20 protein-coding genes are annotated in these 21978 nt (G+C 51.7%); 8 read left to right on the forward strand and 12 right to left on the reverse strand.

What is annotated here, in order from left to right:
* Positions 1-9: 9 nt before the first annotated feature.
* Positions 10-2970 carry an FAD-binding and (Fe-S)-binding domain-containing protein gene (locus tag G3I67_RS00230; RefSeq protein ID WP_235931579.1) on the reverse strand — a complete coding sequence of 987 codons (2961 nt, stop codon included), beginning with the start codon at positions 2968-2970 and terminating at the stop codon, positions 10-12.
* Between the two features lie 40 nt (positions 2971-3010).
* Positions 3011-4222 (reverse strand): pyridoxal-phosphate-dependent aminotransferase family protein, encoded by a 1212-nt coding sequence (locus G3I67_RS00235; RefSeq protein ID WP_163650956.1) that lies wholly within the window; start codon positions 4220-4222, stop codon positions 3011-3013.
* A 92-nt stretch (positions 4223-4314) separates the two neighbouring features.
* On the opposite strand from G3I67_RS00235, the gene G3I67_RS00240 reads away from it, so the two are divergent.
* A complete protein-coding gene (locus G3I67_RS00240; protein ID WP_163650958.1) occupies positions 4315-5109 on the forward strand; it encodes a DUF2076 domain-containing protein in 795 nt (264 codons plus the stop codon).
* A 4-nt stretch (positions 5110-5113) separates the two neighbouring features.
* On the opposite strand, the gene G3I67_RS00245 is transcribed toward G3I67_RS00240, so the two are convergent.
* Positions 5114-5734 carry a nucleotidyltransferase family protein gene (locus G3I67_RS00245; RefSeq protein WP_163650960.1) on the reverse strand — a complete coding sequence of 207 codons (621 nt, stop codon included), beginning with the start codon at positions 5732-5734 and terminating at the stop codon, positions 5114-5116.
* Between the two features lie 150 nt (positions 5735-5884).
* Here G3I67_RS00245 and G3I67_RS00250 point away from each other — a divergent pair, with 150 nt between their 5' ends.
* Positions 5885-6601 (forward strand): class I SAM-dependent DNA methyltransferase, encoded by a 717-nt coding sequence (locus tag G3I67_RS00250; RefSeq protein WP_163650962.1) that lies wholly within the window; start codon positions 5885-5887, stop codon positions 6599-6601.
* Here the strand turns inward: G3I67_RS00250 and G3I67_RS00255 are convergent.
* A complete protein-coding gene (locus tag G3I67_RS00255) occupies positions 6598-6807 on the reverse strand; it encodes a hypothetical protein (RefSeq protein WP_163650964.1) in 210 nt (69 codons plus the stop codon). The genes G3I67_RS00250 and G3I67_RS00255 overlap by 4 nt on opposite strands.
* Before the next feature lie 116 nt (positions 6808-6923).
* Between G3I67_RS00255 and G3I67_RS00260 the strand changes: the two genes are divergently transcribed.
* Positions 6924-7748 (forward strand): aspartate dehydrogenase, encoded by an 825-nt coding sequence (locus tag G3I67_RS00260; protein ID WP_203583494.1) that lies wholly within the window; start codon positions 6924-6926, stop codon positions 7746-7748.
* Between the two features lie 66 nt (positions 7749-7814).
* Here G3I67_RS00260 and G3I67_RS00265 read toward each other — a convergent pair whose 3' ends face one another.
* A complete protein-coding gene (locus tag G3I67_RS00265) occupies positions 7815-8699 on the reverse strand; it encodes a TauD/TfdA dioxygenase family protein (RefSeq protein ID WP_163650968.1) in 885 nt (294 codons plus the stop codon).
* A gap of 168 nt (positions 8700-8867) precedes the next feature.
* Here G3I67_RS00265 and G3I67_RS00270 point away from each other — a divergent pair, with 168 nt between their 5' ends.
* Positions 8868-10727, forward strand: coding sequence for a phosphoenolpyruvate carboxykinase (GTP) (locus G3I67_RS00270; RefSeq protein ID WP_163650970.1), 1860 nt, complete (start codon positions 8868-8870; stop codon positions 10725-10727).
* 93 nt (positions 10728-10820) lie between these two features.
* On the opposite strand, the gene G3I67_RS00275 is transcribed toward G3I67_RS00270, so the two are convergent.
* The gene (locus tag G3I67_RS00275) at positions 10821-12071 is read right to left on the reverse strand and encodes a Zn-dependent hydrolase (RefSeq protein WP_163650972.1); all 1251 of its coding nucleotides are present in this window, start codon (positions 12069-12071) and stop codon (positions 10821-10823) included.
* 120 nt (positions 12072-12191) lie between these two features.
* Here G3I67_RS00275 and pyk point away from each other — a divergent pair, with 120 nt between their 5' ends.
* Positions 12192-13637 carry a pyruvate kinase gene (gene pyk / locus G3I67_RS00280; protein ID WP_163650974.1) on the forward strand — a complete coding sequence of 482 codons (1446 nt, stop codon included), beginning with the start codon at positions 12192-12194 and terminating at the stop codon, positions 13635-13637.
* Positions 13638-13662: 25 nt separating this feature from the next.
* Here the strand turns inward: pyk and G3I67_RS00285 are convergent, their stop codons facing one another.
* The 5 genes from G3I67_RS00285 to trxC form a co-directional block, all read right to left on the reverse strand.
* Positions 13663-14742: a sulfate/molybdate ABC transporter ATP-binding protein gene (locus G3I67_RS00285; protein WP_163650982.1), complete on the reverse strand. Its 1080-nt coding sequence runs from the start codon at positions 14740-14742 to the stop codon at positions 13663-13665.
* Positions 14739-15611, reverse strand: coding sequence for a sulfate ABC transporter permease subunit CysW (cysW, locus tag G3I67_RS00290; protein ID WP_163650984.1), 873 nt, complete (start codon positions 15609-15611; stop codon positions 14739-14741). The genes G3I67_RS00285 and cysW overlap by 4 nt, the downstream gene beginning before the upstream one ends.
* Entirely contained in the window at positions 15608-16489 is an 882-nt protein-coding gene (gene cysT, locus G3I67_RS00295) for a sulfate ABC transporter permease subunit CysT (protein ID WP_163650986.1), read from the reverse strand. Before cysT ends, cysW begins: the two co-directional genes overlap by 4 nt.
* Positions 16490-17488, reverse strand: coding sequence for a sulfate ABC transporter substrate-binding protein (locus G3I67_RS00300; protein ID WP_163650988.1), 999 nt, complete (start codon positions 17486-17488; stop codon positions 16490-16492).
* Between the two features lie 102 nt (positions 17489-17590).
* Entirely contained in the window at positions 17591-18037 is a 447-nt protein-coding gene (gene trxC / locus G3I67_RS00305) for a thioredoxin TrxC (protein WP_163650990.1), read from the reverse strand.
* A gap of 220 nt (positions 18038-18257) precedes the next feature.
* Here trxC and G3I67_RS00310 point away from each other — a divergent pair, with 220 nt between their 5' ends.
* From G3I67_RS00310 to G3I67_RS00320, 3 genes are read left to right on the forward strand one after another with little or no spacing between them, the layout of a single operon-like run.
* Complete coding sequence (locus G3I67_RS00310; protein WP_163650992.1) at positions 18258-19250, forward strand: Bug family tripartite tricarboxylate transporter substrate binding protein; 993 nt, start codon at positions 18258-18260, stop codon at positions 19248-19250.
* Between the two features lie 55 nt (positions 19251-19305).
* Positions 19306-20205 carry an NAD(P)-dependent oxidoreductase gene (locus tag G3I67_RS00315; RefSeq protein ID WP_163650994.1) on the forward strand — a complete coding sequence of 300 codons (900 nt, stop codon included), beginning with the start codon at positions 19306-19308 and terminating at the stop codon, positions 20203-20205.
* Positions 20202-21548 (forward strand): APC family permease, encoded by a 1347-nt coding sequence (locus G3I67_RS00320; RefSeq protein WP_163650996.1) that lies wholly within the window; start codon positions 20202-20204, stop codon positions 21546-21548. The genes G3I67_RS00315 and G3I67_RS00320 overlap by 4 nt, the downstream gene beginning before the upstream one ends.
* Before the next feature lie 99 nt (positions 21549-21647).
* Here the strand turns inward: G3I67_RS00320 and G3I67_RS00325 are convergent, their stop codons facing one another.
* Positions 21648-21968: a hypothetical protein gene (locus G3I67_RS00325; RefSeq protein ID WP_163650998.1), complete on the reverse strand. Its 321-nt coding sequence runs from the start codon at positions 21966-21968 to the stop codon at positions 21648-21650.
* Positions 21969-21978 lie beyond the last annotated feature (10 nt).

Here is a 21978-nt window from a genome sequence, read left to right on the forward strand (position 1 = left end):
GTATGAAAATCAAATTGCCTGCGCGAGAACGACGGCGCAATGCAAAGCCTCAGTTTGTGCGCCATCGCGAATTTGATGTCGACAGCTTGTGCCATCGGCCACGACGATGGCATTTTGCGGGCGGGATCGCACCGCAGGTAACAAAGACAGTTCTGCCATTGCCATGGAAGTACCATAATGTTCGGCCTCATAGCCGAAGCTGCCTGCCATCCCGCAACAAGAGGATTCTATCGTAGATACTTTCAAGTCCGGAATCCAACCCAGCACCGTTTGAACCGGACTGAGTGCGTCGAATGCTTTCTGGTGACAGTGCCCATGCAACATGATTGTATCGGTTGGGAGCGGTTTAAGTCGCAGATTCAACCTGCCGGCATTCTTTTCTCGAACCAGAAACTCTTCGAACAGAAATGCGTGATCTGCAATGAGTTTTGCTTCCGATCCGTAGCCGTATTGCATAAACTCGTCTCGCATCGTCAATAAGCAAGATGGCTCGAGTCCGACAATGGCTACACCGCGCCTGACAAAGGGTAACAATGCTTTGATCGTACGTTGCGCCTCGGTTTTCGCTTTTTCGACCTGTCCCGTCGACAAAAATGTTCGACCACAACAAAGCGGACGTTGATCCTCAACGGTATTCAGGTGAACGGTATAGCCTGCAGCCTGCAGTACTTTCAAGGCAGCACGGGCATTATCGGATTCAAGATAATTATTGAATGTATCGACGAAAAGTAGAACTTCTTTTTTGTCACTCGCATTCTGATCTGTTTGATTCACAATTGAATGCCCATTCAAGAAAGGCGATTCGAATTTGGGCAATGAACGCTGTGTCGCGAAACCAAGCGTGCGTTTAGCTAAATGACCAATGAAGGGAAGTCGCTGAGCGGCGTCGAGTATGCTGCCGATTTTAGATGCCCACGGGGCATAGTGCGGCATGCCGGCAATCAGTTTTTCACGCAATGAAAGGCCATGCTTGTCGGACCATGCGGCTCGAGCCTCGATTTTCATTTTTGCCATGTCCACACCGGTTGGACAGTCGCGCTTGCATCCTTTGCACGATACGCAAAGGTCGAGTGTCTCTTTGACGTCCTGCCCGGTGAGTCCTTCCGGTCCAAGTTGACCGGATATAGCTAGGCGCAAGGTGTTTGCGCGTCCACGCGTCAAGTGCTGTTCGTCTTTGGTGACGCGATAACTCGGGCACATGGTGCCGGCATCGAATTTACGGCAATGACCATTGTTGTTGCACATTTCAACTGCCGAAGCCAATCCGTTGGTCACATCGTTTCCGGTGCCGGGTGCCGTTTCGGCTCCGGTCATCGGGTTGCGCACGACGTTCCATGCCGACCAGTCCAAAGCTGTCTTGATCGGAATCACGGCATAGTGTTCATTGAACCTGAATTTGCTGCGATCATCCATCTTAGGCGGATTGATGATCTTGTCAGGGCTAAACAGATTGTTCGGATCGAAAAGCGTTTTTATTTCGGAAAATGCCTGATGAATGCGTGGCCCGTATTGCCACTGCACCCATTCGCCCCTGCAAAGGCCATCCCCATGTTCCCCCGAAAACGCGCCTTTATACTCGCGAACCAAGGCGGCTGTTTTTTCTGCAATCTCGCGCATTTTGTGTGCACCATCACGACGCATATCCAGAATCGGACGCACATGTAATGTACCGACGCTGGCATGGGCGTACCAAGTGCCTTCAGTGCCGTATTCGTGAAATATTTCGGTCAAACGACTTGTGTATTCGGCCAGATGTTCGAGCGGGACGGCACAATCCTCGACAAAAGAAACGGGTTTGCCGTCACCACGCATACTCATCATGATGTTCAAGCCGGCCTTGCGTACATCCCATAATGCCTTTTGCGCATTGGCCTGCGGCATTTTGACTACACAGTTCGGCAGTCCGAGATCACTTAGCAGTGTGTCAAGCTCATCGAGCTTACGAATCAAGCCGGATTGATCGTCACCCGCAAACTCAACCAGCAAAATGGCTGCAGGCTCTCCAACAAGCGCTTTTTCGATGACAGGTTTAAATGCCGGATTGCTGATCGCCAGGTCGATCATTGTGCGATCAACCAGTTCGACTGCGGTGGGTTGAAGCTTGACGATGTGCTGTGTTGTTTCCATCGCTTTGTAAAAGCTTTGAAAATTCACAACCCCCAGTGTTTTGTGCTTTGGGATCGGACTTAATTTAAGCGTGATTTGTCTACTGTAGGCAAGGGTACCCTCTGACCCGACCAGTAGATGAGCCAAGTTAGCCACGCCATCATCCGAGTACGCTCTGGGATTCTGACAATCGAAAATATCCAGGTTGTAACCTGCGACGCGTCGAAGGACTTTCGGGATGCGTTCGGCGAGTTCGCCTCGTTCACGCATGGCGATACGGGTTACTTCCTCGTGAATGTTTTGCAGTCGCGAGCCACTTATCGGCTGACTCACCGGGCCGAATCTGGCTTGCGTGCCATCAGCCAGCACGGCATCGATGCTCAACACGTTGTGGACCATGTTGCCGTATTCGATCGAGCGCGATCCGCAAGAGTTATTGCCGGTCATGCCACCGATCGTACATTGTGCACTTGTCGATACGTCTACCGGAAACCACAGGCCATGGGGCTTGAGGAATGCATTCAAATGATCAAGCACTATTCCGGGTTCGACTGTCACTGTGCGAGCAACGGGATCGAAGTCGATAACATTGCATAGCCATTTGCTGTTGTCGATGATCAATGCGTCGCCAATCGTCTGGCCGCATTGACTCGTGCCTGCACCGCGGGATATGACAGGAGCGTTAAGGTCGCGGGCAATATCAAGGGCTCGCAGCACATCGGCTTGATCCCGAGGTACGACTACGCCGGTCGGAATGATCTGGTAGATCGATGCATCGGTAGAGTATCGACCCCGACTGGCTGTATCAAACAGCACATCGCCGCGGATTTCTTTCTTGAGTATGTTCGCGAGCGGCGAAGGCATGCTTGAACCCATGATATTTCGGTCGAACCTATATTTGAAATTACGATTGCGAGAAATAGTCCATGCCGGCCTGAACACCACTGCCGGAAAGTTTGACTCCGGATAGCTTCAGACCCATTTCTATGCCGGTAAGCGTGGCAAGTAGGGTGAGGTCATTGCTGTCGCCCAGATGTCCAATACGGAACATGCGGCCTTTGAGCTTACCCAGACCGGTTCCGAGCGACATATCGAATCGTTTCTGAATCAATTGACGTACGGCGTCTGCATCAATTCCATCCGGTGTGATCACTCCGGTTAACACTGGAGAATACAGTTTGGGATCTGCGCATTGAATCGGTAACCCCCATGCCTGAACGGCCGATCTGACACCTTTTGCCCAGCGCTGATGCCGGGCGAAAACCTGATCCATCCCTTCCTCTTCGATCATATCTTGCGCTTCAGACAAACCATACAGCAGATTAGTGCTTGATGTACTGGGCCAGTATCCGCCTTTGTTCATGTCTACGATTTCATCCCAGGCCCAGAATGCACGTGGCATCTTGGCGCTTTTGGAGGCTTCGATCGCGCGTGGGGACAGTGCATTGAAGCTGATGCCGGGCGGCAGCATCAAGCCCTTTTGCGATCCGCTGATCGATACATCCGCTCCCCATTCGTCGTGGCGATAGTCGGCACTGCCCAAACCGGAAATCGTATCAACCAGCAAAAGGGCAGGGTGTTTGGCTGCATCGATAGCTTTGCGAACGGCTGCAATATCAGATGTGACACCAGTTGATGTTTCGTTATGTACGACACAGACGGCTTTGATGCTGTGTCCCGTATCTTGTTTCAGGCGATCGAATATCAGATCTGCCTGAACGCCCTGACGCCAGCCCGGCGCTTGCGGCAAAACCTCGTCGCTTCCCTGGTAGCTCAGTATTTCTGTTTTTAATCCCATACGGGTTGCAAGCTTGTTCCATAACGACGCAAATTGTCCGGTTTCGAACATCAGAACATGATCACCTGGACTTAGCGTATTAACCAGTGCAGCTTCCCAAGCTCCGGTGCCCGATGCAGGGTAAATCACGACCGGGTGTCTGGTCTTGAAGATTTTCTGCATTCCGGCAATGACTTTAAGCCCTAACGCGCCAAACTCCGGGCCGCGGTGATCAATCGTCGGATAGCTGATGGCACGCAGAATTCTGTCGGGTACAGGGCTAGGACCGGGAATTTGCAGAAAGTGTCGGCCGGTCGGATGAAAGTCGAGTTTGATCATGGCGGATTCCGTTAGGGGGATCGGAGAAAATTACCACATCGTGGAACTACAATCCACAGGGTCAGTTTGTTTTATTTGAGGGAAGCTCATTCATGAATAGCCAGGAACGCGATGCATTAAATCTTTTCCTTGAGCAAATGGTTCAGGCACGTCCAGGACCCAAGGATCAGGAGGCTGAAACACTCATCAGATCGGCAATGGAAAAGCAGCCCGATTCGGGATATTTGCTGGTACAGCGCGCAATGCAATTCGATTTGCTGTTGCAACAGGCTCAATCAAGAATGACTGACATGCAGGCTGAAATCGACCAGCTGAAAAAAAAGATCGACAAGCCGGTGGATAAATCTGCTGAAACCAGCTTTCTTGGCGATGTTCACGCCTGGGGGCGGACATCACCGACGGGGCCCACCTCAGTGGTTGCTTCATCCGGCTCTACTTCTTCAGGATCGGGGATGGTACCGTCGGCGAGTGCAACAGGTCCCGCACCCGTTAATCAGACTTTGCGCGCAAGTGGGGCGGCTGCGGCGACTGCGCCGTCTGCGCCGTCTGCGCAACCCGCACCCGCACCCGTCTCGGCGCCCTCGACCTGGGGCTCAGGCTTTCTTGGTAGCGTTGCGACAACCGCTGCAGGTGTCGTCGCCGGTTCATTCCTTTATCACGGGATTCAAAACCTGATGAGCTCAAATCATGGTGCGAGTGCATCGAACGCATCGAACGCATCGAACGCGTCGCCAGGAGGGCGAGAGTCTTCGGGTGGCACCGATTGGGATCAATCCGTCGCGCCTTCTTCAGGGCATGTATACACAGCCTATGTGGATAATGATGTGGTGGATGAGTCCGGTTCAGATATGGACGGTGGTTTTGGTGATGGAGGTGATGGCGAGTGAGCGCCTAGCCTTTATTTAGCCGCTCCAGATCTTGCGGCGTATCTACGTCGATGATGTAGTGATCATTATCGGTATGCCATCTCTCAACAAGATCGGGGTGCGTATCGATGAAATCCCGACAAGTCATGCGGCCCGACTGCGATTGTTGGGCCCGAAGCACAACTCCGGATAGCAACACAGGGTTGCCGCGTTGCCCCTTCACAACTGGGTATAGGATTTCTTTGCCGGGGGGGCGTTGTGCGAATGCGGTCAACAACTCAATCATGTCTTTCGCATCAATTAATGGTTGGTCGGCAAGCGCAATGATGACCGCATTGCAATCCGGATTGATGGACGTCAGTCCAAGTTCTACTGAGCTTTGCTGACCTTGATCGGGAGCCGGGTTACGCAAAATTTTGATGAGCGTCTTGTCAGTGCCGTCTTGGTGCATGATTTCATGCAGTGCATCTTCGATCTGTTGAAAATAGTATCCCGTTACGACGCAAATTGATTGGGTACCTGCCTGTCGTAGGCTATTTAGCTGCCTGTAGAGAAAAGATTCTCCGTTGTGCATCAACAATGATTTCGGTATATGCCCCATTCGGGAGCCTTCACCCGCCGCAAGCAAGACTGCGCAAATTTTCAATTGCAACTCCGAGTTTCATTTTTTTCATTTCAAGGGCGACCGCCTTCAAGAGCACGTCCACTTAAGGCTTCTATTAAAACCTTAATTGGAACTGTGAGCGCATATTCATTGTTATAGTCTTCCTTTAGTCGTTTTTACCGAGCAAAATCCATGGCGCAACAGCCTATTTCGATCAATCCGACACGCACGCATCGCTTAGCTGTCGCCAAAGCGCTTAATGAATCCCGGCCGACCACGATTCTGGATATTTGTTGCGGCGACGGTTGGTTGCCAGAAAGTCTGGAATATCCCGCGCATATCCACGGTCTTGATCTGTATGCTGAATCTCCAAGTGGATACGCCTTATTTCAAAAAGGGGATTTCAATCTAGGGGTGCCGGACAATCTAGGTCGATATGACGCCGCGATTTGTTGCGAGGCAATGGGTTATTTGCAAAACCCCGGACTGTTTTTGCAGAGTGTGCGGGCGCACTTGAATCCGGGCGGTCGATTCATTTTGTCGGTGCCCAATCCAAACTACGCCGGCGCCAGAATCAATCATTTGATTCAGGGATTTCCCAGATCGTATTCGTGGTTTTCCCAAAATGATACGCCCGAGCCCCATATGCCATGGCTTACGCTCGGACTCTTTCAGTTATGGCTTTTGCTGGGATTAAACGGTTTCAAGGACATTACAGTGCTTGAGGTTCAAGAGCCCAAACCCCGCAGATCATGGGAGCGACTTGTGGGTTGGATCATCAAGGCTTACGCCAGAAAACGCGTCAGGAAAGCAAAAAACGAAAGCGTTCGCAGACTCTGGGAGCAGGCGCTTTCGGATCAGGTTGTGTACGGCCGGCAGCTTGTTGTTTCAGCCGTTGCCTGTGATTAACGTGCTGTTGAAGTTGAACCCGATTTCTTGGCTGTCGAACTCTTTGAACTCTTCGATTTTTTCGACTTTTTTGTCTGTTTTTTGCTGTTGGATTTTTTCTTTGCGGTTTGCTGAGTGCCCGTCGACGATGTTTGTGCGGCCACCGGAGCAGCTTGAGCCAAGCCGAACAATGCAACCAGAACGACTACTGCAAGCTTCTTCAACATAAAATTTCCTTTATCTACTAAATAATTTGAAGCGAAAACCGCATTAATTCAAATTTGTTAAACAATGTAACAAATTATAAGTCTTGTATGCGTATGGAAACAGGAATAATCACGTGATGAATGAATTTTCTTCGCAAAATCTTCGTGTCGCTTTGGCGGGGTTGGGCTCGGTTGGAAGGTCTATTGCGAAAGCATTAGTGGCCGGTGAGGTTCCTGGCGTAGAGTTGGTGGCGGTGTCGGCAAAAAACCACCAAAAGGCCAAGGACTTTTTGTCACAATACGCATCGAATGTGCAAGTGGTTGAAGTGTCGCATTTGTCCGACAAGGCAGACCTGGTGATTGAGTGCGCGCCGGCATCGGTGTTTGCTGAAATCGTTGAGCCGGCGCTTCGGGCGCGCAAACAAGTGATGGTGCTATCGGTCGCAGCATTGTTAAAACATCCATATCTGATCGATTTGGCCAAGAGCCAGGGCACGGTGATGCATGTTCCGACCGGTGCGCTGATCGGTTTGGACGCAATGCTCGCTGCGGCGCGAGGTACCATTCACTCGGTCAAAATGATTACCCGTAAGCCTCCTTCAGGTCTGGAAGGGGCGCCTCATTTGGTCAAAAATAATATTGATGTGCAAAATCTGACCGCACCACTCAAGGTTTTTGAAGGAAATGCCCTGGATGCCGCAGTCGGGTTTCCCGCAAACGTGAATGTTGTGGCAGCGCTGTCTTTGGCGGGTATTGGTCCGCAGCGAACCATGCTTGAAGTCTGGGCCGATCCCGGAATTCATCGCAATTCCCACACAATCATCGTCGATTCAGACTCGACCCGTTTCACCTCGACGATGGAAAATCTGCCTTCCGAAAACCCTAAGACCAGCAAAATTGTGAGCCAGAGTGTGATTGCTTTGCTTGGCAAAATGAGATCAAGCTTCAGGATCGGAACATGATTGTGCAAGATCGGTGATCAGGCTTGCGTGGGGCGCCATGCACCGATCGAGGTAGGCCACAGACCCTTAAGCTACACGAGCTTGTTTTTCACGAGGCAGATCCAGAGTGGTCACGCGTGTGAGTTCGCGTTTGTACTTTTTGTCATCAAAAGGACGTGCGCGATGCATGGTGGTCCTGTTATCCCAGATCACCAGATCATTGAGTCTCCATTCATGCGAAAACACGAATTTGCGCTGGGTTGCGTGTTCGATCAGGTCTTTCAGCAGTAAACGTCCCTCGGGAATAGGCCATTCGATGATGCGGGATGCGTGTGATGCCAGATAAAGGGATTTGCGCGGAGAGTCTTGGCAAATTTTGACTAGCGGGTGAGTTGCGCCCGGCAAGCGCTCACTTTCTTCCGGAGAAAAATCAAATCCCATCGTATGTCTTGAATACACGATCGAGTGATTCACATGCAAACCTTCAATGGTCCTTTTTGTTTCGTCATCGAGCGCGTCGTAGGCGGCGCGCATGTCTGCAAATTCAGTGTCGGCACGAACCGGGGGGATATTGCGCGCGTAAAGCATCGAATAGCGGCCGGCCGGATCTTCAAAAGAAGCATCGGTGTGCCAGATACGATTGCTGATTCCGTTCATGCGGCGACGGTCTTCCGCCCCCAGAATATCTCCGTCTTGCCCGACATTCGAAATATCGGTTAATGCCTCGTTACCGTAGCGATTTTTGGCTAACACCGATGAGGAAGTTTTCGCATGCAACTCACCGTCCATGCGTTTTGCGAAATCAAGCTGCTCTTGAGCGCTAAAGTGCTGATCTCTGAAGACCAGAACACTGTATTGCGCCATGGCATCCCTTAATTCCTGCAACGTTTGTTCGTCATAGGTTTGATTCAGGTCGATTGCACTGACCTCAGCACCAAAGTCAGGATGTATCCGTTTAAAGCTCAAACTCATGTCGTCCCCTCGGTTGAAACTAACTTAGTATTTCTTAATCATTTGAATTATTTGAAATTATTCGGATAAATATACTCCTACTCCAAACCAGTTTTCTACATAGTGGTTACGGTGATACTATTTTGGGTTATTGAACTTAACCATTTGTCTTCAGCTTGTAACAATTCCATGAGTATTTCATTAAATGCACCCGAATATGTCCGCCACGAGGGTCTAAAAAAGTGGGTTGCAGAGATTGCGGCTAAGACGCGTCCTGCAAAAATCGTTTGGTGTGACGGTTCTCAGGAAGAGTACGACCGTTTATGTGCCGAAATGGTGCAGGCTGGGATGCTGCAAAAGCTCAATCCAGCTAAGCGCCCCAATTCATATCTGGCTCGCTCGTCTCCCGATGACGTGGCGCGCGTGGAAGACCGCACGTTCATTTGTAGCGAGAAAGAGGCGGATGCAGGCCCGACCAATAACTGGATCGCCCCTGCCGAGATGCGCGCTAAATTGGACGAATTGTTCGATGGGGCCATGCAAGGGCGTACGCTTTATGTCATCCCTTTTTCGATGGGACCTCTGGGATCTCCAATCGCTCAAATCGGAGTCGAGTTGTCTGACTCCCCGTATGTAGTCGTCAACATGCGCATGATGACGCGCATGGGCAAGAAGGTTTACGACGTGCTGGGTAGTGAAGGCGAATTCGTGCCTTGCATCCATACAGTGGGTGCGCCACTGGCTGCGGGTCAGGCTGATGTAGTCTGGCCTTGCAATTCGACCAAGTACATCGTTCATTTTCCGGAAACACGCGAAATCTGGTCCTACGGTTCGGGCTATGGCGGAAACGCACTGTTGGGTAAAAAGTGTTTCGCCTTGCGCATCGCATCGACAATGGGGCGTAGCGAAGCAGATGGCAAATCGCCAGGTTGGCTGGCCGAACATATGCTGATCTTGGGCGTTGAAGCGCCGTGGGGCAAGAAGTATCACGTTGCGGCCGCGTTTCCTTCGGCATGCGGCAAGACTAACTTTGCCATGTTGATTCCGCCCGCAGGTTTAGCTCAACAAGGTTGGAAAATCACCACGATCGGTGACGACATAGCCTGGATTAAACCTGATGCTAAAGGCAATCTGCGTGCGATCAATCCTGAGGCGGGTTATTTCGGAGTTGCGCCGGGCACCAACAAGTCTTCAAACTACAACTGCATGGCGACCCTCAGACAAGACACGATCTTTACCAACGTCGCTTTGACCGATGAAGGCGATGTCTGGTGGGAAGGCATGACCAAAGAGCCGCCCGCTCACGCCATCGATTGGCAGGGACGCGACTGGACGCCTGAACTAGCGAAAGAGAAGGGCGTCAAGGCCGCTCATCCGAATGCACGTTTTACGGTTTCTGCAACCATGAATCCCGTGCTTGATCCCGAATGGGATAACCCGGAAGGAGTCGTCATTGACGCATTCATTTTTGGTGGACGCCGCTCGACTACTGTGCCATTGGTAACCGAAGCACGCGACTGGGCAGAAGGTGTCTATATGGCCGCCACCATGGGGTCGGAAACGACAGCAGCGGCAATGGGACAGCAAGGCGTGGTTCGCCGCGATCCTTTCGCGATGCTGCCCTTCTGCGGCTACAACATGGCTGAATACTTCTCGCATTGGCTCGAACTGGGTCAGCACCTTGAGGCATCCGGCGCCAAGTTGCCGAAGATTTTCTGCGTTAACTGGTTCCGTACAGATGAAAACGGTAAGTTTGTCTGGCCTGGCTTTAGTGAAAACACCCGCGTTCTGAAGTGGATGCTTGGTCGAATAGAAGGCGAAGCAGCGGGGCGTGAACACGTGTTCGGCATTACGCCAAGCTATGACGATCTGGACTGGGCGGGTATGGACTTTTCGCTCGAGAAGTTTTTGACAATCACCTCGATTGATGCGGATGCGTGGCGCAAAGAATTCGAATTGCACTCCGAACTCTTTGATAAGCTGGCAGCGGGTTTGCCTCAGCGTCTTTTGGCGATCAAGGCCGAGTTCGAGGCTAGACTCGGCAACTAATAGCTTTGGTTTCGAATTAAAACGGCCTCAAACATGAGGCCGTTTTTTTTGAGGGTTCCGTTAAAAGGGTTGAATCCCCCAGGAGACATTGGCTCAGCCTGCGCGTTTCAACATCGCATGCAGCAAGACATTGCATCCCGCCTCAAGATGTTCAGGTTTCGCATCTTCGATTTCATTGTGGCTGATGCCATCCTTGCAGGGCACAAAAATCATGGCGGTCGGTGCGACACGAGCAAGATAAACCGCATCATGCCCGGCGCCACTGACTACATTCATTTGGGATAAGCCGATATTTGTAGCACCGGCGCGAATGGCTTCGACAAGCGGCTCTGCAAAGGCTTGCGGAGGAAAGTAAACCACCTGTTTCAAGTCGATTTCGACGTCGCCCTTTTTTGCGATGCTGGCGCATTCAGCGTGGAGGGTATCGACCATCTTGGTCAAGGTCTGATCATTGTCGGCACGAAGATCCACAGACATCTTGACCGTACCCGGAATAACGTTACGCGAGTTCGGATACACATCCATCATTCCAACAGTACCGCGGGCGTTAGGTGCATGATCGAGGGCCAAACGGTTCACCAACTGCACGACATGCGAGGCAGCCAGCAGGGCATCGTGCCGAAGATTCATCGGAGTCGGGCCAGCATGCGCCTCGGATCCGGTGATAACAACATCGAACCATCTCTGCCCAAGTGCGCCGGTGACGACTCCAATGGTGATGTCGTTGGCTTCAAGGACAGGGCCTTGTTCGATATGTGATTCGAAGTAGGCGGCGATGCCAGAAGGACTGACGCTATCTTTGCCCGCATAGCCGATGGCTTCAAGCGCATGGCCCACAGTGATTCCGTCACGGTCTTTTTGCACCAGCACATCATCGATTTTGAATTCACCAATAAATGTGCCCGATCCCATCATGACAGGCACAAAGCGCGAGCCTTCTTCGTTGGTCCACACAACAACCTCGAGAGGGGCTTCTGTTTCGATGCCTGCATCATTGAGGGTATTGAGGACTTCGATGCCGGCCAATACGCCGTAGTTTCCGTCGAACTTGCCCCCTGTTGGCTGGGTATCGATGTGACTGCCGGTCATGACGACGGGAAGATTGGGATTTTTGCCCGCCCGGCGCGCAAAAATATTGCCGATATGGTCGACACGGATAGTGCACCCTGCTGCGCGGGCTTCATTGACAAAGAATTCACGGCCCTGGCGATCCAGGTCGGTTAAGGCTAAACGACAAACACCACCTTTTTGCGTTGCGCCAATTTTTGCCAGACGCATCAGCGAATCCCACAGTCTTTTTCCATTGATACGCAGGTCGGTAATGGATTTTGCAGCATTTGTCATTAAAAATACTCCGGAAGTCTGGTTTAATGGATCGTATCTAGGCACGCAACTGCTGTCAAACAGCAATCGTGCACAGCTATTGGGCACATCCTGTTTTTGATCATATAAGGTTTTAAACGCATGAAACTCGACGCGATCTCCCACCGTAGCCGAAACACCAAGATTGTTGCCACGTTGGGTCCCGCAAGCAGTGATCCCGAGACAATTCGACAACTATTCGATGCCGGCGTGGATGTGTTCAGGCTGAACTTCAGCCATGGTGCGCATGCGGATCATCAGGCCCGTTACGATGCGATCCGCCAGATCGAGGCCGATGTAGGTCGTCCGGTCGGAATTCTGATGGACTTGCAGGGGCCCAAGCTGCGCCTGGGCAAGATTGTCGGTGGCAAGATGGCGCTTGAAACCGGACAGGAACTACGCTTGGATTTGAATCCCGATATGGGTGAAAACGGTCGCGTGCCGTTGCTTCATCCAGAAATCTTTGCAGCGGTTCGTCCGGGTGACGAGCTGTTGATCGATGATGGGAAGGTGCGCTTGCGTGTGCTTGAATGTTCAAAAGATCATGCCAAGGTCATCGCGCTGAATGCCGGCGTGATTTCCGATCGTAAGGGCGTAAATGTTCCCGGGGCGATTTTGCCTTTATCAGCTTTGACCGAAAAGGATCGGGAAGATCTTGAGTTCGGATTAAGTATCGGCATTGACTGGATCGCATTGTCTTTCGTGCAGCGTCCTGAGGATATTCACGAGTTGAAGAATATCGTCGGCAACCGCGCCTGGGTGATGGCCAAACTTGAGAAACCTTCCGCGATCGACTCGCTGGATGCGATTGTTGCCGCTGCTGATGGCGTGATGGTTGCGCGGGGTGATCTGGGCGTGGAGTTGCCGCCCGAGGAAGTCCCCGTTTTGCAAAAGCGCATTGTGCGTGCCTGTCGTGAGGCGGGCAAGCCCGTGATTGTGGCCACGCAAATGCTTGAGTCGATGATTTCAACACCGGTTCCTACGCGGGCGGAAGTGAGTGATGTGGCTACCGCCGTTTATGATGGTGTTGATGCGGTCATGCTGTCTGCCGAGTCGGCATCCGGAGCGTATCCGATCGAAGCGGTCACGATGATGGATCGAATTTTGCAAAGCACCGAGCGAGATCCTTTGCAGCGCATCACCATGGATGCAGTTCATTCGCGTCGCCATTCCGATACGCGTGATGCGATTTCGGCTGCGATCAGAACAGTCGCGGAGACATTGCCTGTTGCCGCGACGGTTGCTTTCACATCATCCGGTACGACAACATTGCGGGTTGCGCATGAGCGTCCGCGCGCTCCGATTTTGAGTATGACGCCAGTGCCTGCCGCAGCGAGAAGGCTTTCTCTTGTCTGGGGAGTACATTCAATCCAGTCTTCCGATGTCGTCAGCATCGAAGAGATCGTCATGCATGCTACGCGAGCTGCTGCCAAGCACGGTTTTGGAGTGCCGGGGCAGGCGTTACTGATCGCCGCGGGAACGCCGTTTGGCGTTTCGGGTACGACCAATATGCTTCGAATTGCGTGGATCGGGGATGCGCCTAACTAATGCTCAGGCAACGGATGCCCGGGAACTAATGTCCGAACACTCTTAACCCGTTCGGGATCAGTTTCACATGCATTCCTTCTTTGAGGGATGCATCGTCGACCCGATTGCGCGGCCAATGCACTTCAAACTCCAGTGGTCTGCCGGATTCAGTCAATGCATCCGAAGATGTCAACTCGATTCTTGAAGTCGGACCGAAAGACAAAATTCGATCAATGACCGCAGGGATTCCCACTTGACTGCTTTGCTGCGTCGCGATGTCCAGATCCGATGGCCGTGCGAAGGCAATCGCTTTGGATTGATCCTCCAGATCGCTCGCATCGGCTTGTTCCAGGATCAGATCGCCGAACTTGAATTGACCGCGACTGATGGTGCCTTCAAAACGATTGACGTTACCCAGAAAACCATAGGCGAAAGGTGTGGCTGGATGGTCGTAGACCTCCTGCGGCGAACCGATCTGTTCGAGCTTGCCCTGGTTCATCAAAACAACAGTATCGGATACTTCAAGCGCTTCTTCCTGGTCGTGAGTCACGAACACAGAAGTGACATGCAGGTCATCGTGCAATCTGCGCAACCATTTGCGCAATTCTTTTCTGACCTTGGCATCCAGCGCGCCGAAAGGCTCATCAAGCAAAAGCACTTTGGGCTCAATCGCAAGAGCTCTTGCCAACGCGATCCGCTGGCGCTGGCCACCCGATAGCTGCGAAGGAAACCTGTCTTTTAGAAACTTGAGCTGCACCATGTCGAGCAGTTCATGCACTTTGGCCCGAATCTGATCTTCGCTTGGACGTTGCTTTTTGGGTTTGACGCGTAATCCAAAGGCGACGTTCTCGAATACGCTCATGTGCCTGAAAAGTGCGTAGTGCTGGAACACGAATCCCACCTGTCGTTCACGGGCATCGGTCAGCGTCGCATCATCGTCTTCAAGATAAATGCTGCCGAAATCGGCTGTTTCGAGGCCGGCGATGATCCTTAGCAAAGATGTTTTGCCGCAACCCGAGGGTCCAAGCAGTGCAACGAGTTCACCCGAGTCGATACGAAGATTGACGTTGTTTAGAACACGAATTGGTCCAAAATTTTTGGTGACGTTCTTGACTTCGATACTCATGGCAAACCTCGTTCGATCGATTCTTCCGCCACTCTTTGCCGCCACTCGACGAAAGTCTTGATGATGAGCGTCAATATGGCCAGCAAAGCAAGCAGCGATGCTAGCGCGAAGGCCGCGACGGATTGATATTCGTTATATAAAATTTCCACCTGCAAAGGCATGGTGTTGGTCTGACCGCGAATGTGTCCCGAGACAACCGCGACTGCTCCAAACTCGCCAAGTGATCGCGCATTGCACAGAATCACGCCATAGATCAATCCCCATTTGATATTGGGTAAAGTCACGCGGCTAAATATTTGCCAGCCTGTAGCACCCAATACGACCGCAGCTTGTTCTTCGTCCGTTCCTTGTGCCTGCATTAGTGGGATGAGTTCGCGGGCGATAAATGGCAGGGTGACGAAGATCGTTGCCAGCACCATGCCGGGGACGGCAAAAATGATTTTGATATCGTGCGCGAGTAGCCAACCGCCAAACCAACCGTTTGCGCCGAACACAAGCACGTAGACCAGTCCGGCAACAACCGGCGATACTGAAAACGGCAGATCGATCAGTGTGATGAGAAAGGCTTTGCCTTTGAAATCATGTTTTGCGATGGCCCAGGCAGCGGCAACGCCAAAAAACAAATTCATCGGTACGACAATGGCCGTGATGACCAATGTCAGCCTGATGGCAGACCATGCATCGGGATCTGCCAGGCTAGTGAAGTAAGTATCCCAGCCTTTGCGAAGTGCTTCGGTCAGGACGGCTGCTATTGGCAGAACCAGAAACAGAAATACGAAGGTCAGTGCGAAGCCGATCAGCAATCGCCTCACCCATTTCGATTCCTGACTGGCTTGAATGTCACGCGGGGTGATTCTTTGCTTGCTCATGATTTCATGCCTACCCGTTGACGTTGCCAGGCCTGCAGCGCGTTGATGATCATCAGCAGAATGAACGAGCCGATCAACATCACCACGGCAACTGCGGTGGCCCCCGCGAAGTCGTATTGTTCAAGCTTGCCAATGATGATCAGGGATGTGATCTCCGAAACCATTGGCATATTGCCCGCAATGAAAATCACCGAACCATATTCGCCGATCGCTCGAGCGAAAGCCATCGCGAAGCCGGTCAGCAAAGCAGGCGTGATCGTTGGCAGAATGATTTTGGAAAATGTTTGCCAAGGTGTGGCACCTAAACATGTGGCGGCTTCTTCCAGTTCTTTTTCTGCGTCTTCAAGCACAGGCTGGACCGTGCGCACGACAAACGGAATGCCGATAAAAACCAGAGCCACCACCACACCAGCCGGTGTGAATGCCACCTGGATTCCCCAGGATTCAAGGTACTGACCGATCCAACCATTGCCAGCCAACAGCGCTGTAAGTGAGATGCCGGCTACAGCCGTGGGCAAGGCAAAGGGAAGATCAATCATGGCATCGACGATTTTTTTGCCCGGAAACTCGTATCTGACCAGAACCCATGCAAGTATCAGGCCACAAACCAGATTAAATGAGGCAGCTAAAAACGCAGCACCAAAAGTCAGTCTGTATGAAGCCACCACGCGTGGCGCGCTGACAGCTGTCCAGAACTCCTGGAAACTCAGGGTAAAAGTTTTGAAAAACAGTGCCGACAAAGGAATCAGCACGATCAGGCTAAGATAAAGCATGGACAAACCAAGCGTTAGGCCGAAGCCCGGCAAGACGCGCTTGGGTTTAAGGCGATGCTGATTGGACTGCCCGGCTACCGGCAATGCGGTTGCGGTGATATTCATTTATTTTCCGACAGTGTAAATCTTGTCGAACAATCCACCATCGTTGAAGTGAACCTTTTGTGCCTCGGCAAGACTGCCGAAATATTCTTCGACCGTAAAGAATTGGATCGGCTTGAAAATATCTTTGTATTTGGCCAGTACAGCAGGCGATCTTGGACGAATGGCATGCTTGGCGGCAATCTCTTGTCCCTGATCCGAATATAAAAACTCCAAATACGCTTTTGCTTGTTCGCGCGTACCTTTCTTGTCAACCGTACGATTGACGAGGGCAACCGGGTTTTCGGCCACGATGCTGGAAGAGGGGTGGATCACGTCGACCTTGCCTTCACCGAATTCACGGTTCACCGACACCACTTCGGATTCGAATGTGATCAAAACGTCGCCAATATTGCGTTGCAGGAAAATCGATGTGGCATCGCGACCGCCTTTAGCCAGAATCGGTACGTTTTTGTACAGCGAAGTGACGAATTCCTGGGCCTGAGCATCCGTGCCACCTTGTTTGCGTACCTGGCCCCATGCTGCGAGATACGCCATGCGCCCGTTACCGCCAGTCTTGGGGTTGACCACAACGACTTTGATTCCAGGCTGGGTTAGATCTTTCCAGTCGTTGATTTTTTTTGGATTGCCGCGTCGCACCAGGAACAGCATGGTCGATGTCGTCGGCGAGGCGTTATTGGCAAACTCTTTACGCCAGTCTTTCGAAACGACCCCGGTGCCGGCTAAAAAGTCCACGTCCGTCGTTGTGTTCATGGTGACGACGTCAGCAGCCAATCCATCGTTTACGGCTCGCGCCTGGGCGCTTGAGCCACCATGAGACTGATCGATCTTGATATCTTTACCGGTCGATTTTTTGTAGTGTTCGATAAAGGCCGCGTTGTAGTCCTTATAGAACTCACGCGCAACGTCATAAGACACGTTCAGAAGAGAGGTTTGGGCGTGGCTAAGCGGTGTGGTCAGGACGGCGATGGCACTAACAGCGGCCAGAATAATCTTCTTCATGTGAACCCTACATTTAAGATCTACGAAACAGGGATCTCATTTTGATCGGGTTCTTTAAAACCAACAAACAAAAATTATTTCTATCTATATATCTTTTGGTTATTAAGACTTGTGCGAGCCATCAATGTGCTGCAAGACTTGGCCGATCAGCTCTTCTAGTTGTGCGGGTGGCAAGGCTCCAGAAACCCTTCCAAGCTCTGTTGCGCCTGAAAAAACCGCCAGAGTGGGGATCGATCGAATATTGAATCGCGCCCCCAGTGCTTGCTGAGCTTCGGTATCGATTTTTGCGAAAATGATTTTTCCGCCATGCTTTTGTGCAGCTGCTTTGAATGTGGGTGCAAACGAACGGCAAGGTCCACACCAAGGCGCCCAGAAATCGATGATCAAGGGCAGGGCACTTTGTGCCTGCAATGATGCCAGTCCTGAAGCATCAAGTTCATGCACGCCATTCAGAAGATTTTGTCCGCATGAACCGCATACCGGTTGCTCTGCGAGTCGTTCATCGGGAACTCGATTAGCTTTTTGGCAATGTGGGCAATTCAGCAACATTTTTGGACTCCAGTCTCGCAGTTATATGCATCTAAAGGGCAGAGATACCTTTTCATTTTTTCACGGATCGGCTTGATTTGCCATACTCAGATAACCTTCGGGGTGTACGCTATCTCCTGAAGAGGTGGCTCGATAGCGGGTTAAAAGCAGACTGCTTGCGGATATAGCTAAAATCATCCCAGCCAAAATTAAATCCATAATGGAAACCGGAGACAATTGAATGAAATCCAGACGTAATTGGTTGCAAACAGGCTTGGCCTTTACTTTAGTTACTGGCGTACTTGGCGCAGGATTTTCTTTCCAGGCGCAGGCTCAGACTGCATCATTTCCAAACAAAACAATACGCATCCTTGTTCCTTTCACGGCAGGTAGCGGTGCAGATGTATACGCCCGATATTTCGGTAAAAAAATTTCCGAAATCCTTAAACAACCGGTGATTGTCGAAAACAAGCCCGGTGCCGGTGGGTCGTTAGCTGTTCAGGCACTTAAGGCTGAACCCGCAGATGGATATACGATTTTCATGGGCAGTAATTCGCCTATGGCTGTCAACGTGGTTGCAATCAAAAACATGAACTACGATCCCGTCAAGGATTTGCGTCCGATTGCAGGAACGACAAGATCCATGGCAGTCTTCATGACATCGCCGCAATCTCCTTTGAAAACGGTGAAAGATCTTGAAGAGCGGGGACGCAAGCAGCCGCCCCTGAATGCAGGTTTCTATTCCCCCGGTTATGAGCTTGCTGCAGCGCAATTCACCTCCAAGGCAGGCACACCTTTTCAAACTGTGAATTACAAAGGCTTATCCCAGACGATGACTGACGTGATCGGAGGACAAGTTGATCTGGCCGTGGTTGATTCGACCGGTTCCGTTGCTTCGGCCGCATCCGGTAAGTCGCATGCGATTGCCGTGACTGGCGACCAGCGTCATCCCGAACTGCCCAACGTGCCAACGCTGAAAGAAAGTGGATATCCCGATGCGGTGCATTACAGTTGGACATCGTTCTGGGTGGCAGCGAATACGCCCGATTCAATCGTGAAGGTTTTGTCCGATGCGATGCAAAAGGCCTTGGCTGAGCCGGATTCCAAGACTTTTGTCGAAAAAACGGGTGGCGAATTGATGCCCTTGAATCCGGAACAGATGCGCCAGTTTCAATTGAATGAAATCGAACGCTTTCGCAAGGCTGCACAAGCTAGTGGATTCAAGCCTGAATAAATCATTAACAAGCACATCACAATCACAAAACAAATAAGCAGGGGATCTATCAAAAATGAAAGTCGGTTTGATCGGGTTAGGTAATATGGGTTACCACTTCGGTTCGCGTCTGTTGGCCGCGGGTCATGAACTGGTGGTGTTCGACAATAGCGCAACCGCGCTGGAACGTCTTCGCGAAAAGGGCGCGCAAATTGCCTCCAGTTCATGTGATCTTGCCGATCAGGTTGAACTGGTTTTGTTATGCCTGCCGATGCCCAGCATTGTCGAGTCGGTTGTCTGTGCCGACGATGGCGTTATGCACGGTAAAGCTGTGCGTACTATTGTCGATCTGTCGACAACAGGTCCCTCGGTGACTGACGCAGTTGCCAAGCGTGCAGCCGAGCGCGGTATTGAATGGGTGGGCAGTCCGGTTAGCGGCGGCACGATTGGTGCTGAAAAGGGGACGCTGACACTCATGGCCTCCGGCCTGGATTCCGCCTTCAAGGCTGCCGAGCCGATTTTGCAGGTATTGGGAAAAAATATTTTCTATCTCGGAGCGACCCCCAGCCTGGGGCAGACGATGAAAATCGTCAACAACACATTGTGCGCTGTGAGCATTGTCGCCAGTTGCGAAACGCTTGTTTATGGCGCCAAGGCCGGCCTTGATCCGCAAACAATGCTTGATGTGATCAATGTGTCGAGTGGCCGGAATTTTGCTACGCAGGAAAAAATTCCACAGTGCATTGTCAATCGTGAGTTTCCGACTCGCTTCACGACTGATTTACTGCATAAAGACATCAAGCTTTGCATGGAAGAAGCCGAAAAACTTGGTGTCCCGATGACGGTTAGTCCTGCAGCCAGACAGTTTCTGGCATTTGCGATCAGCCAAGGCGATGGGCCACGTGATTACGCCAATATCATTCGCCATATCGAGGGCTGGGCGGGTCAAGAGTTTGGCAAAGCTGTGTCTAAATGAATCAGCCAGAAATGACCGCCGCTAACCCAGCCCAACGCCTTAGTCCTGTCGCAGCGATTGCCATTATCGTCGGTATTGTCGTAGGCGCCGGAATTTTCAAAACACCATCAATGGTGGCTGGTGTCACGGGTGACGTTGGCTGGATGATTGTCGCCTGGGTGCTGGGTGGCGTGATTTCGTTGGCCGGCGCCTTATGTTATGCGGAGTTGGCAACGACTTATCCGCATGCTGGTGGCGACTATCATTTTCTGGCGCGTGCTTTCGGTAAGCCTGTTTCGTTTCTGTATGCCTGGGCCAAGGCAACTGTGATCAATACCGGTTCGATTGCCTTGTTGGCCTTTGTGTTCGGGGATTACATGTCCAAGGTGGTCTCCCTTGGTACGTATTCCACCGCGATCTGGGCTGTCGGTATTGTTGTTGCGCTCACATTGATCAATCTGATCGGTATTCACGCTGCATCCTGGGTGCAGACTTTTCTGACGATCATCGAAGTCACGGGACTTGTTTGCGTGGCGATTGCCGGCTTTGTGCTGGCTGGTGATGCGCCGGCATCACCGGCTGCGTTTTCGACTTCTCCTAGCCTAGGCATGTTTGGCCTGGCAATGGTATTCGTGTTGCTGACCTATGGTGGCTGGAACGAGGCTGCCTACATTTCCGCCGAAGTCCGTGGCGGAAAACGGGCGATCGTGCCGGTCATTGTGCTGAGCATCTTAATCCTGACCGTCATTTATGTTCTGGTCAATATCGCGATTTTGGCTGGTATGGGGTTGACGGGGTTGGCCGATAGCAAGGCTGTGGCGGCCGATCTAATGGGGCGCGCCTTCGGACCTTGGGGGGAGCGGGCATTAGGTGTGTTTGTTGCCATTTCGGCATTGACCAGTATCAATGCGACCATGATTGTAGGAGCCCGTACCAATTTCGCACTTGGTCGCGACTGGCCCGCTTTGCGGTTCATGAGCGGGTGGCAGGCGTATCGCGGATCGCCTGTGGCGGCTTACTGGGTACAGTCAATACTCAGTCTGGCACTTGTCGGCCTTGGAATCTGGCAAACCGATGGTTTCGAGGTCATGGTCGAATTCACCGCCCCGGTATTCTGGAGTTTTCTGTTTTTGGTCGGTATATCGTTGTTTGTGATGCGCGTGAAAGATCCCGCCGTTGAGCGACCATTCAAAGTACCGCTTTATCCGATCACTCCCGTCCTGTTTTGCCTAACCTGTGGCTATCTGGCTTATTCAAGCGTGACATATGCTGTCAGCAAAAACGCTGTCCACGTTTCTTTATGGGTTATGGCGGTGGGCTTGGTAGCTTTGTTGTTGACCCACAAAGTTAGGCGATCCGCATAATTTGCATGAATCGGTGTTGAGTCCAACGGCCATTGCATTTGCGTCTGAATGTAGATGTCTAAAGTCAATCGCAAAGAAGTTAGTGCTTAATTCCTGTTACTAGTGCTTAATGCCTAATACAGCCAGCGTCTCGCCGTAGCTGATTGCGCCATCGCACAAAAAGACGACAACGTCATCGGACTGCATGTTTTCAAGAATCTCGATGACTTGTTCCGGCACTTCGGCCGACTGATCCACTGCGGCGACATGGATTTGAACTCCGCTTTCGAACACTTCAACCGGAATCAATTTTTCGGCAATTGAAATATCCGGTGCGGCGATGACAACATAGGCTAGAACGTGGAGATCATCTGCCGTGACCTCCACGATCACTCCACCTTCAATTGTTTGCGTTACGCGACCCTGAATCAGAAAGTCCATCGAGAAACCT

The organism is Sheuella amnicola (genome assembly GCF_010499255.1).
GTDB classification, from domain to species: Bacteria; Pseudomonadota; Gammaproteobacteria; order Burkholderiales; family Burkholderiaceae_B; genus Zwartia; species Zwartia amnicola.